This window comes from Pseudazoarcus pumilus, from assembly GCF_002872475.1.
GTDB lineage: Bacteria > Pseudomonadota > Gammaproteobacteria > Burkholderiales > Rhodocyclaceae > Pseudazoarcus > Pseudazoarcus pumilus.
In genome coordinates, this window is record NZ_CP025682.1 from 2,170,749 (window position 1) to 2,184,314 (window position 13,566).

Annotated in this window: 11 protein-coding genes and 2 pseudogenes; 6 read left to right on the top strand and 7 right to left on the bottom strand. The window is 65.7% G+C overall.

The genetic code is table 11. The features are described 5' to 3' along the window. Nucleotides 1–77 precede the first annotated feature (77 nt). Nucleotides 78–563 (bottom strand): glutathione peroxidase, encoded by a 486-nt coding sequence (locus tag C0099_RS10530; RefSeq protein ID WP_228151568.1) that lies wholly within the window; start codon nucleotides 561–563, stop codon nucleotides 78–80. A 145-nt stretch (nucleotides 564–708) separates the two neighbouring features. Between C0099_RS10530 and C0099_RS10535 the strand changes: the two genes are divergently transcribed. Further along, a complete protein-coding gene (locus C0099_RS10535; RefSeq protein WP_102247376.1) occupies nucleotides 709–1,488 on the top strand; it encodes a TSUP family transporter in 780 nt (259 codons plus the stop codon). Nucleotides 1,489–1,506: 18 nt separating this feature from the next. Here the strand turns inward: C0099_RS10535 and C0099_RS10540 are convergent, their stop codons facing one another. The 4 genes from C0099_RS10540 to C0099_RS10555 form a co-directional block, all read right to left on the bottom strand. Then, nucleotides 1,507–2,742, bottom strand: a complete 1,236-nt coding sequence (locus tag C0099_RS10540; RefSeq protein ID WP_199797598.1) for a collagen-like domain-containing protein — start codon at nucleotides 2,740–2,742, stop codon at nucleotides 1,507–1,509. Then, on the bottom strand, nucleotides 2,727–3,488 hold the full coding sequence (locus C0099_RS10545; protein WP_123785243.1) for a hypothetical protein: 762 nt from the start codon (nucleotides 3,486–3,488) through the stop codon (nucleotides 2,727–2,729). Before C0099_RS10545 ends, C0099_RS10540 begins: the two co-directional genes overlap by 16 nt. Before the next feature lie 195 nt (nucleotides 3,489–3,683). Then, nucleotides 3,684–5,636, bottom strand: a complete 1,953-nt coding sequence (locus tag C0099_RS10550) for a tetratricopeptide repeat-containing glycosyltransferase (protein WP_102247378.1) — start codon at nucleotides 5,634–5,636, stop codon at nucleotides 3,684–3,686. 53 nt (nucleotides 5,637–5,689) lie between these two features. Beyond that, nucleotides 5,690–6,307: a trimeric intracellular cation channel family protein gene (locus C0099_RS10555; protein ID WP_102247379.1), complete on the bottom strand. Its 618-nt coding sequence runs from the start codon at nucleotides 6,305–6,307 to the stop codon at nucleotides 5,690–5,692. A gap of 197 nt (nucleotides 6,308–6,504) precedes the next feature. Here C0099_RS10555 and C0099_RS10560 point away from each other — a divergent pair. Then, nucleotides 6,505–7,400: pseudogene (locus C0099_RS10560) on the top strand (sensor domain-containing diguanylate cyclase). Here the strand turns inward: C0099_RS10560 and C0099_RS16120 are convergent. Continuing rightward, nucleotides 7,397–7,750 carry a hypothetical protein gene (locus tag C0099_RS16120; protein WP_199797705.1) on the bottom strand — a complete coding sequence of 118 codons (354 nt, stop codon included), beginning with the start codon at nucleotides 7,748–7,750 and terminating at the stop codon, nucleotides 7,397–7,399. The pseudogene C0099_RS10560 and the gene C0099_RS16120 overlap by 4 nt on opposite strands. On the opposite strand from C0099_RS16120, the pseudogene C0099_RS16215 reads away from it, so the two are divergent. From C0099_RS16215 to istB, 3 genes and pseudogenes are all read left to right on the top strand, one after another. After that, nucleotides 7,670–8,453 (top strand): annotated as a pseudogene (locus tag C0099_RS16215) (histone deacetylase family protein). The gene C0099_RS16120 and the pseudogene C0099_RS16215 sit on opposite strands and share 81 nt — an antisense overlap. Before the next feature lie 109 nt (nucleotides 8,454–8,562). Further along, a complete protein-coding gene (gene istA, locus C0099_RS10570) occupies nucleotides 8,563–10,062 on the top strand; it encodes an IS21 family transposase (RefSeq protein ID WP_102248473.1) in 1,500 nt (499 codons plus the stop codon). Continuing rightward, entirely contained in the window at nucleotides 10,052–10,864 is an 813-nt protein-coding gene (istB, locus tag C0099_RS10575; RefSeq protein ID WP_102247381.1) for an IS21-like element helper ATPase IstB, read from the top strand. The genes istA and istB overlap by 11 nt, the downstream gene beginning before the upstream one ends. A gap of 154 nt (nucleotides 10,865–11,018) precedes the next feature. On the opposite strand, the gene C0099_RS16335 is transcribed toward istB, so the two are convergent. Further along, complete coding sequence (locus C0099_RS16335) at nucleotides 11,019–11,699, bottom strand: midcut-by-XrtH protein (RefSeq protein ID WP_102247382.1); 681 nt, start codon at nucleotides 11,697–11,699, stop codon at nucleotides 11,019–11,021. A 179-nt stretch (nucleotides 11,700–11,878) separates the two neighbouring features. Between C0099_RS16335 and C0099_RS10585 the strand changes: the two genes are divergently transcribed. Then, complete coding sequence (locus C0099_RS10585) at nucleotides 11,879–13,420, top strand: diguanylate cyclase domain-containing protein (protein WP_102247383.1); 1,542 nt, start codon at nucleotides 11,879–11,881, stop codon at nucleotides 13,418–13,420. Nucleotides 13,421–13,566: the final 146 nt, after the last annotated feature.

A 13,566-nucleotide genomic window follows, 5' to 3' on the forward strand; every position in this document is an offset into this window, starting at 1 on the left:
TCAATGAAATCGGCCCCGATGATGGGCGCGCCACGGCGGGCGCGCAAGCGGCGGCAGGCTTGCCGCCGATCATCCGCTCAGAGCACGCCCTCGATGGCCGCGCGCAATTCCTGCGCACCCGGCTCGACGCGGCTCGGGAAAGCCGCGACCACGCGCCCCGAACGATCGACCACGTACTTGTGGAAGTTCCATTGCGGCGGCTCGCCGGACTGGCGCGCCAGTTCGCGAAACAGCGGGTGGGCGCCCTCGCCGCGTACCGGGATGGTGGCGAACATGTCGAAGGTGACGCCGAAGTTCACGAAACACACCTCGGCCGCCTTGGCCTCGTCCTTCGCTTCCTGGTTGAAGTCGTCGGACGAGAATCCGAGCACGCGCAAACCGCGCTCGGCGTATTCCTTGTGCACCGTCTCCAGCCCCTCGAACTGGCGCGTGAAGCCGCAGTGGCTGGCGGTGTTGACGATCAGCAGGGGCTGTCCGGCATAACGGTCGAGCTTGACCGTCTCGGGCGAATGCAGGCGGCGCAGTTCATGACCGAGCAGCGCGTCGTCACCCGCAGCAGGCAACGAAGTGACTACGACAGCGGCAGCAACAAACATTGAACGGGCAAACTTCATGGGGGCTCCCTCCGACCCGGCGCAACACGCCTTTTGACAAACACGGGCGCTTCGACCACGCTTGCGCGCTTTCGTGCCCGTGCCGCATTGCACCATGGAAGCCCTACTCTGGTATCAGTACGTCCTGATCGGACTCATCTTCGTGTGGAGCGGCTTCGTCCGCTCCGGGCTGGGCTTCGGCGGCGCCGCGCTGGCCTTGCCCTTCCTGCTGCTGGTGGTCAACGACCCGCTGGTGTTCCTGCCCATCGTGGCCGTGCATCTGCTGATCTTCTCCAGCCTCATCGCATGGAAAGGCCACCGCGCGACAAAGGCTCGCGCAAGTGACGACCCGGCCGCCAGCAACATCGACTGGGCGTACCTGAAGTGGTCGCTGAAGGTCATGATCGTGCCCAAGATCATCGGCGTGCTCGGCCTGCTCACCCTGCCGCCGCGCGTGATGAGCACCATCATCTTCAGCATCGTCATCGCCTATGCCATCGGCTACGTACTCAACAAGCCCATCCGCAGCACCGGCCGCAAACTCGACTTCGTGCTGCTCTCGCTCGGCGGCTACGCCAGCGGCGCATCCCTGATCGGCGCACCGCTGATCGCCGCCGTGTATGCCTCGCACGTAGCCAAGCACCAGCTGCGCGATACGCTGTTCGTGCTGTGGTTCATCCTGGTGGTGATCAAGATGGCCTCGTTCCTGATCGCCGGCGTCGACCTGCAGCTCATCCACCACCTGTGGCTCTTGCCCTGCGCATGGATAGGCCACTTGTTCGGCGAGCGCTTCCACCGCCACATCGTCGCCGCCGAGACGCCGCTGTTCTTCCGCGTGCTCGGCACCGTGCTGATCGCGGTGAGTCTGATCGGGATTTTCTGGCAACCGGGCTGAGATTGCGGCCCGCGATCCTCATTCGGGAATCACGATGAGGCTGCGATTGACGAACCGGCAATCCCCGCCGGAACTGGAAGAGCGATACAAGACCGAAAAATCGGTCGCCGCCTCGGTGAGACCGGATATCCGATAGGTCGCACTGCCGTATTGCCAGGCGCCCACGAGCAGGCCGGAAACCGAATACGAATCCCCGCTACCGAACGCGACATCGTTGATCGTCAACTTCATGAAACAGGCGTCGTTGAAGCTTGCGTTCCCGCTATTGCCGGTGCGAATCGCGGCCGTAAGCGTCACCAGCACGCTGCCCGAAGACGATACCGGCACGTCGCTCACCACGGGACCGCCCGCGAGCGACCCATAGCTGGTGCTGCTTTGCACCACTTCGGCGGAAGCGTCGGCCGAATAGACGGTCACGCCATCCCCGGGGTCGCCTTGCGGGCCGGTGGGGCCCGTCGGACCGATGGCGCCATCGGTGCCATCGGTGCCGGCGACACCCTGAGCGCCTTGCGGCCCCGTGGGGCCGGTCGGGCCGGCTTCGCCCTGCGCGCCCGTCGGGCCGGCTTCTCCGGTCGGACCCGTGGGACCGGCCTCTCCCGTGGGTCCGGTCGGACCCACCAGCGACACGCCGGCGTCCCAGACTCCGGCGGTCTTCGGGCCGTAGAGCAGGTTGTCGTCCGTGTCGACGTAGAAGTCGCCGTCCGCACCGTCGCCGCCGGTCGGTGAGGCCGTGCCGCTGAGTACCGTGCGACCGTCCGTGCCGGCATCTCCGGCGTCACCCGTGGGACCGGTGGGGCCGATCGGGCCAGTGGGACCTTGCGCCCCTTGCGGACCGACCGGGCCCTGGAGCCCCTGAGGGCCGGTCGCACCGGCTTCACCGGCCGCGCCGGTCGGCCCGCTCGGCCCTACCGCGCCCGTGGGACCGGCTGGACCGGTCGGGCCGGCGACGACACCGTCCGCGCAGTTGACCAGTTGTCCCGTCGCCGAGTCGTAGCAGGTCACGCGGTCGCCGGAGTCCGAAGTGGACGGCAGGCCGCGAATGAAGACCTCTCCGGTATCGCGTACTTCGGTGTGCGTGGTCGAGCGATCGGGATTGGTGACGATGACCGAACGCCCCGGCGCGGGCGCATGGACGATGTCGCCGGCAGCGACCACCATTCCGGAATGGGCGAAGACGGTCGCGACGGCGACCGCGAGCGGCTTTCTGGACAGTCTTTTCACGATCACTGCATTCCCCTTCAAATACGCCTGCATCCCGTTGTCCGGATCCCTTCCATGCGTTGCCATACCGCCGCGCCCAGCCAGATCAGGATCGACAGCAGTCCCAGCCCGATCGGGCTGAGCGCCGGAATCGGCGTCACACCCGAGCCGCCGGAGCGGGTGATGCGGACACGATCGAGTTCGGCCTCACCGACCAGATCCGCATCCGGGCCGAGCACGATGTCGGCAGGACCCGGACCGGATGGCGTCAGCGTGTTCCCGTCGCCGAGATCGAGTTCGCATTCGACCTGTACGGGTGCGCCGGTCGGAAAGTGGTACTCGATGCCCGAACCCAGATCGAGCTTGCAGAAAGTCACCGGGCCCTCGATCACGACCGGGCCGCCGCTGCAACTGCCGTCCAGCACGACGGTACTGGCCCCCGGAAGGAACATGCCGGGCGAACTCCAGTTTCCGCCGACCCGGATCATGCCGCTGCCTGCGTCCAGAATGCCCGGCACGTCGACGTCGTTGGCCTGGTCGATTTCGCCCGCTCCGAGCAACAGGGTCCCGGCAACGGAAAGATCGTTGCAGTTGAGCCCCGTGTAGGCACCGCTCATCGGCACGAGCGCATCGGACTGGATGGCGTAGGCGCCCGGCGTCTGCGCCTGAGCGATGCCGGCGAGGGCGTACGCACAGAGCCATGTGGCCGCACACAACATGCGAACAAGAGAACCTCCTGCGCATGCGCCGGAGGAACAGGACGCGCGAGACACACCGGGACGACAGGAACGGGCCTTCATGAGTGAGGATCATCGCGGACCCGATCCGGTGCCACAATCGGTCGTTTTCGCCTTCGGGGAACAAGTTCACACAGCCCAAAGGCATTTCGTCACATGCAAACGGTATTCGTTGAGCGAAATGCGAACCGTTCCCGTCCTGCCGTCTTCGCACGCCTGCAGACGCCGGATCCGCGATGAAAACCCGCGACGATGCATTCAGACCGGGTTGCCGGTGCCGAACTGCGGCAGGCCATTGAGATCGTAGGCGTTGGCGACCGCCGCGCCACGTTGCGTGGTCAGACGCCCGGTGTGGACCGCGGCAATGGTGTCCAGGAACGCGCTCTTCAGCCCGGCCTGCACGTAGCGCCGTGCGAATTCCAGCTCGAAGTGGCTGCCCGATTCGTCGAAGCGACCGATGGCGAGGACGTCATCGGTCCGCATCAGCGACGGTCGCAACGAGAAATGCGGCCACCACACGTTGCTGCGCGCGCCCGGTGGGTGGCGACGAAAGAATTGCAATCGGTCATCGTCGTCGGCGAGGTATTCATGCTCCACGTAGCGGTGCCCACCCGCTCCCGCACGGCGCACGATGCCGCCGACGAGCGCGCGATCCTCCAGGGTTTCGGCGTAGTTGCGATTGAACAGCACCTGCGCGACTTCAGGCGACCAGTCCAGCACTTGCCGGGCGCGGGCGATGTAGTCGGTCGTGACGAAGAAATGCCAGTCGTCTTCCAGATGGAGCCAGTACGGGGTGTCGATCATGGCACGCAGCCGGTTCATGCTCAGCGCGTGCCCCTTTTCGTGCTCGTCCTTGAACACGAATTCGAAGAACGGATAGCGCGAGCGCATGCGCTCGCGATCGGCGGCATCGGAGTTGTCGTCGATGCACACGAAGCGCGCCACGGCATCCACATCGGTACAGCAGTTCAGGAAGGAATCGACCGTCTTCTCGAACAGCGCGAGCCGCTTGCAGGTGGTGATCGTCAGGGTCACGTCGCCGTCGCGTCGACCGTCGGCCAGGCTGTCGGTGATCGCGGCGATTTGCGCATGCGGGTGTCGCGACGTGTCGCGCAGCATCGCAGGCGCTGAATGATCGCGATTGGCCTCCACCCGCGTGCGCTGCGCTTCGGGCAGACGATCCCCGTCCAGCAGTCGCTGGCACAGCCCGAAGCTGCGCACCGGGTCACCCGTCCAGTAGGCCGCGATCGCGGCCTCGTCGTCGGCCTTCCAGGCATAGACGTCGTCATCGACGAACAGGATGTCATCGGGTCGCGGCGTACCGCGTGCGGCTTCGGCATGGAGCCGGGCCATGGGCCAGTCCTCGCGCTGCCGATACCACGCGGCGAGCGAAACCAGTGTCTCGGCGCGCACGGGCCGGAACCGGTAGGCGGCGAGATGGGCATCCACCACCGCGGACGCGTCGTGACCGAGGCGTTCGCGCAACTTCGCGGCCTCGTGCATCGCGTACCACACCTCTTCGCCCCAGCCACCGGCCGCGACGCGGCGCGTGTAGGCGTCGAGTGCCGCGTCCAACTGCCCCATATCACGCAGCGTCTGCCCCAGATAGAACAGGTAGCGGGTGCGCAACGCGGGCGGCGTGTCGGCATCCTCGATGCCCGCGGCGAGCAGACGACGATCGCGTTCGAACTTGTCGGCCTTGCATCCTCCGTCGCCGCGATCGTCGATCCACAGACTGCCCAGCCGTTCGCGCGCATGGACCTGATCGCACGTCCAGTATTCGTGCGTCACCCCGATACAGCGCCAGGGCAGCGCCGCACGCACCAGACGCGTGTTCCAGTACTCGAGCCGCCCCTGGCGCTGGCGCAACAGGTACTGGTCGGCGCTCAGGGACGACTTGTCCCAGCCGGGTTCGATACGCAACACCATGTCCGCATCGAGCAGCAACATGTAGTCGGCTTCGGGATAGGCTGCGCGGGCAAGCTCGAACGACAGGCTGCGGTTGTGGCCGAAATCGCGAAACGGCGCATGATGCACGCGCACCGGCACCCCGCGATCGCGGCCCCAGCCCTCGATCGCCGCCGGCGTGTCGTCGTCCGAACCGGTATCGCAGATCGACACGCAATCGATCACCGACAGCAACGCATCGAGGCAGCGCCGGACGTTGCGCTGCTCGTTGCGGAAGATCGCACACAGGCAGATGGTCGTCATGAGCTACCGCCGACGGTTCGCCGCGGCCACGCGGCCACGCCTTGTCCGAGGAATCACTTGCGCACCGAGAATACCGGAAGCCCCCAATCGAAAGCGATCGCGCACAAGCGGATCGCCAACACCGCGACGCCGCCCGCCAGCGCCGCCCAGCCCATCGGCACGCCGGCGGCGACCAGGCCCACCAGCGCCAGTGCGCCGGCCCACGATGCGGTGGCGTACAGCTGGCCCGAAAACACCAACGGCACCTCGTTGCACAGCAGGTCGCGCAGGATGCCGCCGAACACCCCGGTGATCACGCCCATCAGGCTGGCCACCAGCCAGTGCGCTCCGAGCGACGTGGCCGCCTGGGTGCCGATCACCGTGAACAACGCCAGCCCGACCGCATCGGGCAGCAGGAACAGGCGCGGCGGCAGGCGTACCAGGCGCACCAGCGCGAAGGTCGCCAGCCCGGTGACGATGGCGGTGACCAGATAGGCGGGATCGGCGATCCAGAACACCGGGCGGTCGAGCAGCACGTCGCGCAGCGAACCGCCACCCAGCGCCGCCGCGAGCGCAACGACGACCATGCCGAACAGATCGAACGGCTTGCGCCCGGCCTCGAGCACGCCGGACGCGGCGTTGACCGCCACGGCGGCCAGCCCGATGCCGTAGAGAAGCGTCGTCAGTTCCATGCGCCACCGGAATCCACAAGCCGCGACGGGCGATGACGCAAGACTACCAGCACCGGGCCGACACGCTGCAAGCGTCGGCACCTTGGCCTATGATGAGCCCTCGGCGGCCGGCGTGCACCGCACGACCGGCCGGCGCAACGGCGCACGGCAGGAGTGCCCGCCCTCGCGCCCGCCGACCGCATGCGTGGAGGCGTCCCATGGCAGATGCACCGACCGAATTCGAGCATTCGCTGATCAAGGCCATTCACGAAGCCTCGCCCGACGGCATCCTCGTGGTCGACGAACAGGATCGGGTGGTGTCCTACAACCAGCGATTCCTCGCCATCTTCGGCCTGAACCTGACCGAACTGCACGATCCCGACGTCGACGGACCGTTGCACGACGACGCCTTGCTGAGCGGCGCACTGCAGGCGATCCGCGATCCCGAGGCCTTCCTGCAGCGGGTGCGCGCGCTGTACGCCGACCCGACCATCCACGACGTCACCGAAATCGAGCTGGTCGACGGACGCACGCTGGAGCGCCATTCGACCGCACTGTGGACGGACGACCGGCGTTATCTGGGTCGCGTGTGGTTCTTCCGCGACATCACCGATCGCAAGTGCCACGAACAACTGCTCGAGGCGCAATCCCGGCGCGACCCGCTGACCGGCGTCGCCAATCGCCGCGGCTTCTTCAACCGTGCCGGCGAGGCGTTCGCCCGCGCTCGGCGCTCCGGCCTGGCACTGTCGGTGATCATGCTCGACATCGACCTGTTCAAGGGCATCAACGATCGATACGGGCATGCCGCCGGCGATCAGGTGCTCAGGCATCTGTGCCGCGTGGCGGCGAGCGTGGTGCGCGAGACCGACCTGTTCGCGCGCATCGGCGGCGAGGAATTCGTGGTGCTGGCGCCGGATACCGACCATAACGGCTGCGCAGACGAATCGGCGACGGTGGCGCGCATCTCGGCGACCAGCGGATCGCCTACAACGTCAGCGCCGGCGTGGCGACCCTCGCGCCCGGCGACAACTCGGCCGACGAGATTCTCGAACGTGCCGACCGGGCCCTCTACGCGGCCAAGCGCGCCGGGCGCAACCGGGTCATGAGCGGCTAGGAGAGCAAACGCGACAGCGCGTGCGCGCCTGTCCCCGACCATGCGCTATGCTGGGCGCGTCGCCCCCGAGTTGCCAAGGAGCGTGCATGGACGAGCGCACCCAGCGCGTGATCGCATTCCACGACGAACGCCTGCTGGCCCATCAGCCGGATCCGGACGGGGTCTTCCTGTCGAGTCGCGTCGAAAAGCGCGTGCGGGAGGTCATCGCTTCCCTGGGCGTGCCGTGGAAATACCCCGAACATCCCGGCCGTCTGCAGGCGATCCGGCATCTGCTTGATGCCGAACCGGTCGCCGGCGTGCGCTTCGAAACCGCCCGCGCGGCCACTCGCACCGAACTCGGGCGCGTGCACACCAACTCCTATCTCGACGACCTGTACGCGCTACGCGGCAAGAGCGCGTGGCTCGACGTCGACACCACGGCCGTCTCCCCTGGCAGCGTCGAAGCCGCCGAGGTCGCCGCCGGCATGGCCATCTCCGCGGTCGAGGCGGTCGTGGCCGGGCGCTGCGAGAGCGCCTTCGCGTTGACCCGCCCGCCCGGCCACCACGCCGAAGCCGTGCGCGCGCGGCTTCTGTCTGCTCAACAACATCGCCGTTGCCGCCGCCCACGCACAGGCCGAACTCGGCTGCTCACGCGTACTCATCGTGGATTGGGACGCCCACCACGGCAATGGCACCGAGGAAATCTTCCGGGCAGATCCGGAAGTACTGTTCTTCGACGTGCATCGCGCCGCGCCCTTCTACCCGGGCGGCGGCCGACTCGAGGACGTCGGTGTGGGTCTGGGCGAGGGGCGCACGGTCAACGTGCCGCTACCGCCCGGCGCAGGAGACGCCGCCTTCGTAAAGGCCTTCCGCGAGATTCTCGTACCGGCCGCCGACTGGTTCCGCCCGGATCTGGTTCTGGTGTCCGCCGGTTTCGACCCGCACTGGCATGACCAGGCACTGACAGTGACCCACGCCGGCTTTGCCGCAATGACCACCATCGTTCGCCAGATCGCCCGGAAGCACTGTGACGGCCGTCTCGCACTGGTGCTCGAAGGTGGCTACAACTGTTGACGTCCATCCAGAATTGCCCCACTTGCCGGGGTAATTTGCATCGAAATCTGACCCACCTTTGATTGACTACCCTGCTGTGTTTTGGGCGGGGGATCGAGGAGTGATCAAAGTGGGTATGTTGGCCAAGATCAGGCGGATGCATTTCCGCGACCACTTGCCGCTGCGCGAGATCGCGCGGCAAACCGGGCTTTCCCGGAACACCATTCGCAACTGGCTGCGGCACAAGGATGTTGTCGAGCCGCAGTACAAGCGGCTCGAGGCCAGAAGCGTCGTCGATCCGTGGGCAGAGCAACTCGGGCAGTGGCTCAGGACGGACGGGCATCGGCCAAAGCGCGATCGGCGCACGGCGCGGGCGATGTTCGAGGCGATCCGCGCGCAAGGCTACACGGGCAGCTACAACCGGGTGTGCGCGTTCATCAAGCGCTGGCGAACGCAAGAATCGGGCAAGCCGGGCCCCGCGTACGTGCCGCTGAGCTTTGCGCTGGGCGAAGCCTTCCAGTTCGACTGGAGCACGGAGTACGCCTTCATCGGCGGTCTGCGCCGAAAGCTCGATGTTGCGCACACCAAGCTGTGTGCGAGCCGTGCCTTCTGGCTCACCGCGTACCCGACGCAAAGCCACGAGATGTTGTTCGACGCGCATGCGCGCGCCTTTGCTGCCTTTGGCGGCGTGCCGCGGCGCGGCATCTACGACAATATGAAGACGGCCGTCGACAAGGTCGGTCGGGGCAAGGCGCGCGACATCAATCCGCGCTTCTTTGCCATGTGCGGCCATTACCTGTTCGAGCCGGATTTCTGTAACCGGGCCGCTGGCTGGGAGAAGGGGCGTGTCGAGAAGAACGTGCAGGATCGGCGTCGCCAGATTTGGCAGCACGCGAGCGAGCGGCGCTGGAAGGATCTGGACGAACTGAACGCCTGGCTCGGTGAGCAGTGCCGGCAGGCATGGGCCGACATGGCCAACCCGGAATGGCCGGCGCTGACAATCGCCGAGCTGCTGCAGGATGAGTTGATGCAGATGCTGCCCAACCCGCAGCCCTTCGACGGTTATGTCGAGAAACCGGTCCGGGTCACCAGCACGGCGCTCATCCACTTCCAGCGCAACCGCTACAGTGTGCCGGCCGAACACGCCCACGCGGTGCTGAGCCTGCGCATCTACCCGAGCCAGTTGCGGTTGGTCGCCGACGCAGGCGAGGTTGCGTGCCATGCACGCAGCTTCGAGCGCGATCAGACCTTCTACGACTTCACCCACTACATCGGTGTGGTCGATCGCAAGCCGGGCGCGCTCAGAAACGGCGCACCGTTTGCCCAGATGCCCGAGCCGCTGCTTCGCCTGCAGCGTCATCTGCTCAAACAGGCCGGTGGCGACCGCGTCATGGCCGATGTGCTCGGCACCATCCCGCGTCACGGACTGGAGGCCGTGCTGGTGGCGGTCGAACTCGCGCTCGAGTCCGGCCGTCCCAGCGGCGAGCATGTGATGAACGTGCTCGCCCGGCTCAAATCCGGCATGCCACCGGCCACGCCCGTTGCCACCACGCTCACGGTGCGCGAGCAGCCCCAGCCCGATGTGCATCGCTACGATCGCCTGCGTATGGAGGCCCGACATGTCGATTGAACTGATCGGGCGCCTCAAGGCGCTCAAGCTCCATGGCATGGCACAGTGCTGGCCGGAACTCGTGGCCAAGGCGCATCACAGTGATCTGCCCCCGGAGCAATGGATGGGGGAGCTCCTGGCCGCTGAGAGCGCGGAGCGCGAAGTGCGCTCGATCGCCTACCAGATGAGCGCAACGCGCTTCCCCGCGCATCGGGATCTGGCCGGTTTCGACTTCACGCAGGCGCGAGCCGATGAGGCGTTGGTACGTCGGCTGCACGCTGGCCAGTTCATCACGGCGGCCCACAACGTGGTGCTGATCGGCGGGCCCGGTACCGGCAAGACGCACCTGGCCACCGCGATCGGCATCGAGGCCGTCCAGCATCTGGGCAAGCGTGTGCGCTTCTTCTCAACAGTGGAATTGGTCAATGCCCTGGAGCAGGAAAAGGCCAACGGCAAGGCGGGCCAGTTGGCCTACCGGCTGCTCTACGTCGATCTGGTGATCCTTGATGAGCTGGGCTACCTGCCGTTTAGCCAAGCCGGCGGCGCCTTGCTCTTCCACCTGCTCTCCAAGCTCTACGAGCACACCAGCGTGATGATCACGACCAACCTGTCCTTTGCCGAGTGGGACAACGTCTTTGGTGATGCGAAGATGACCACCGCCATGCTCGACCGCCTGACCCATCATTGCCATATCGTCGAGACCGGCAACGAATCCTGGCGCTTCAAGACAAGTACGGCCCGGCTGCAGCCGGGCCGTACTCGAACCCCAAAAACACAAGGAGAACAGACACCACAACCCGAAACCGGAACCAACCCCGCGTAGCTATACTGTGCGCATAAACCGGTGGGTCAGTTTTAGATGAAAACCCCGGGTCAATTCTGCGTGGAAATCAACACGCGCGGCCGAGGAGCCACCGAGTCGGCCATGACGACCTCAAACGGGCCGGAGCATCCACGTTGAAGTCGTCGTTACCGCATCAGGGCGGCGGGAGGCAAATTCCAGCTGGCTCGGAACACGTGGATCCTCCCCCGCAGCTGCCGCAACTTCCCCCGCAGCCATCCGAACCACAGGATTTTCCGCTGCAATCTGGCACACACTGTCCAGCGCAACCAGGGTAGTTTGTGCTGCAGACTTGGCTGTCGGTGAGTTGAAGACCCACATTGCACGCGTTGAGCGGTGCCGGGTCTGGAGTGGCGAGTGCGCCACCGCTGCACGACGGCGGGACGATATCCACGATCCGAAGTGTCGTGCCACTGCTGTTCTCGAAACCCTGCGACCCGGCCGGTAGGGCAATCGTACCCCCGGATGGCTGGTTGAGTTGGAAATAAGCAATCGCGTAAGCACGTTCGACGATCGGCATCGCCGGCACGAGCAACGTTCCCCCACCAGGGAGCAATAGGAAGAAAGCGGTCCGACTACGATTGCGGCGCATCGCCAGGAAACCTGCAAGAGCCAGGCCCAACGCGAGGATAACGGTTGCGATGACACCCAGTGAAGGTATGGGTGTTGCCGCCGCAGCGTTGTATGTCAGCGAACCATCGACGTCCTGCTGAGCGAAAGCATCAACACTCGCAATCGACATGGCGATGCAGGCGTTCGCACTCAGCAATCGACGTGATACGACTCGACCTTCGTGACCCATCTCCTCACTCCTCATCTCAATGCAGCAGTCTGATGGGCCAGCCGACTGACGTCGATCGGCGCTTTGTGAAGATGATGCACGAATCCTTGAACCCTGGAAGGCCCAAAGCGCGACGGTGTTGTGAAAATGGCAATGGTTCGTCACTCCCACGCTAAAATCGGCAGATACTGATTTACCTGCGGAGCCGGTTGTCCATGCGCTTTTCGGTCACGATCACCAACAACCGGACCCAGTGGCTGCTGCTGAGCGTCGTCCTGATCTCTTTTGCGTCACTGATCGCAGCTTCGCTCTTCTACGAACGGAGCAGGGTAATCGAGGAGCAGCGCCAGCGGCTCATCACCAAGGCGCGCGTCGTCGACGAGAACATCGTCCGGCAGCTGGAGGGCGTTCGCAACGGGCTGCAATCGATCCTGGCGGACCTCGAATATTTCGATCACTTCAAGGCGCGACAGCATCTCCTGGGCCTGCGTCTGAAAGCCTTGAGCGACGCGATGCCAGGCGTTCGCACCCTGAACGTCCTCGACGCCAGCGGCACGGTCATCGCGAGCAACCGCGCCGAACTGGCCGGCAAGAATTTTGCCGACCGGCAGTATTTCACGATGCTCACCCAAACGCCCGACCCGGGCGACCTGTATCTGTCGCAACCCTTCGCGTCGGTTCTTGGCGCCTACTCGATGAACCTAGTGCAGGTGTCGACCAACGAAGGCGGCGCGATCGAGCGGGTCGTGACGGCGACGCTGGACCCGGAGTTCTTTCAGGTCTTGCTGTCCTCGGTGCGTTTTGCCGACGACGTGTGGGTGGCCCTGGCCCATGTCAAGGGTGTGCTGGCCCTGCACTTGCCCGAGCGTCGCGATTTGCTCGGCGTAGACCTGAACACGCCCGGAAGCCTGTTCAGACAGCACGTCGACGGCGCAGAACCGTCCTCCTTTCTCACCGGCCCGGTGAAGACCACGGGCGAGAACGCGTGGATGGCGCAGCGCACGATCACCGCACCCCATTTGCGCATGCGCGGCGCACTCGTGGTGGCGGCGGCACGCAGCGCCGACCGGGCGCTGGAACCCTGGGACCAGATCGCGAAGCTCGGCCTGGGTGTCGTCGCGCTGGTTTCTCTCATTTCCGCCGTGACCCTGTGGCAAACGCAGCGCAATCGCGCCCGGGCAATGGCGGTTCTGGCGCATGAGGAGGCACTCCGACACCAGGCCGAACAGGAGGTGCGGCAGATGGCGTTCTACGACGCACTGACCCATCTGCCGAATCGACGGCTGCTGCTCGACCGGATGAGCCAGCAGCAGGCGGCGAGCGTGCGTCACGGGCGCTACAGCGCGCTGCTGTTTCTCGATCTGGACGGTTTCAAGCAGCTCAATGACCGCCATGGTCACGATCGTGGCGATCGATTGCTCGAACAGGTCGCCCAGCGCCTGCAGGGCGAAATCCGACAGGAGGACACGGCTGCCCGCTGGGCCGGCGACGAGTTCATCGTCATGTTGTCGGAACTCAGCGGCGATGCCGAGGACGCCAGCCAACGCGCTGCACAGGTGGCGGCGAAGATCCTCGCCTCCCTCGCCCGGGAGTACGACCTCGACGGACTCGCCTACCGCTGCACCGCGAGCATGGGTGTGGCCCTGTTCGGGGGCGAGAAGGAGCCGCTCGACGAGATCATCAAGCGCGCCGACAAGGCGATGTACCAGGCCAAGGCCTCGGGCCGCAACGCGTTTGCCAGCGCCGCCCCGGGATGACGTGCTGCAACTGACGCATGCGCTGTCATGGCCCGCCGGACAGGCATTGGCGCAAGCTAAAGAATCGAACCGCCACGCCGATAACAAGCGTAGATGCGGCCTTGCGGTTGTCCGCCCTGAGCCGCACAAACTTTCCGGGAGTCGCC

Excerpts from the sequence above, each read along its gene's own strand:
- C0099_RS10535 (WP_102247376.1), top strand. The coding sequence starts at position 709 with ATGGAAGCCCTACTCTGGTATCAGTACGTCCTGATCGGACTCATCTTC.
- C0099_RS10540 (WP_199797598.1), bottom strand. The coding sequence starts at position 2,742 with ATGCAGGCGTATTTGAAGGGGAATGCAGTGATCGTGAAAAGACTGTCC.
- C0099_RS10545 (WP_123785243.1), bottom strand. The coding sequence starts at position 3,488 with ATGAAGGCCCGTTCCTGTCGTCCCGGTGTGTCTCGCGCGTCCTGTTCC.
- C0099_RS10550 (WP_102247378.1), bottom strand. The coding sequence starts at position 5,636 with ATGACGACCATCTGCCTGTGTGCGATCTTCCGCAACGAGCAGCGCAAC.
- C0099_RS10555 (WP_102247379.1), bottom strand. The coding sequence starts at position 6,307 with ATGGAACTGACGACGCTTCTCTACGGCATCGGGCTGGCCGCCGTGGCG.
- istB (WP_102247381.1), top strand. The coding sequence starts at position 10,052 with ATGTCGATTGAACTGATCGGGCGCCTCAAGGCGCTCAAGCTCCATGGC.
- C0099_RS16335 (WP_102247382.1), bottom strand. The coding sequence starts at position 11,699 with ATGAGGAGTGAGGAGATGGGTCACGAAGGTCGAGTCGTATCACGTCGA.
- C0099_RS10585 (WP_102247383.1), top strand. The coding sequence starts at position 11,879 with ATGCGCTTTTCGGTCACGATCACCAACAACCGGACCCAGTGGCTGCTG.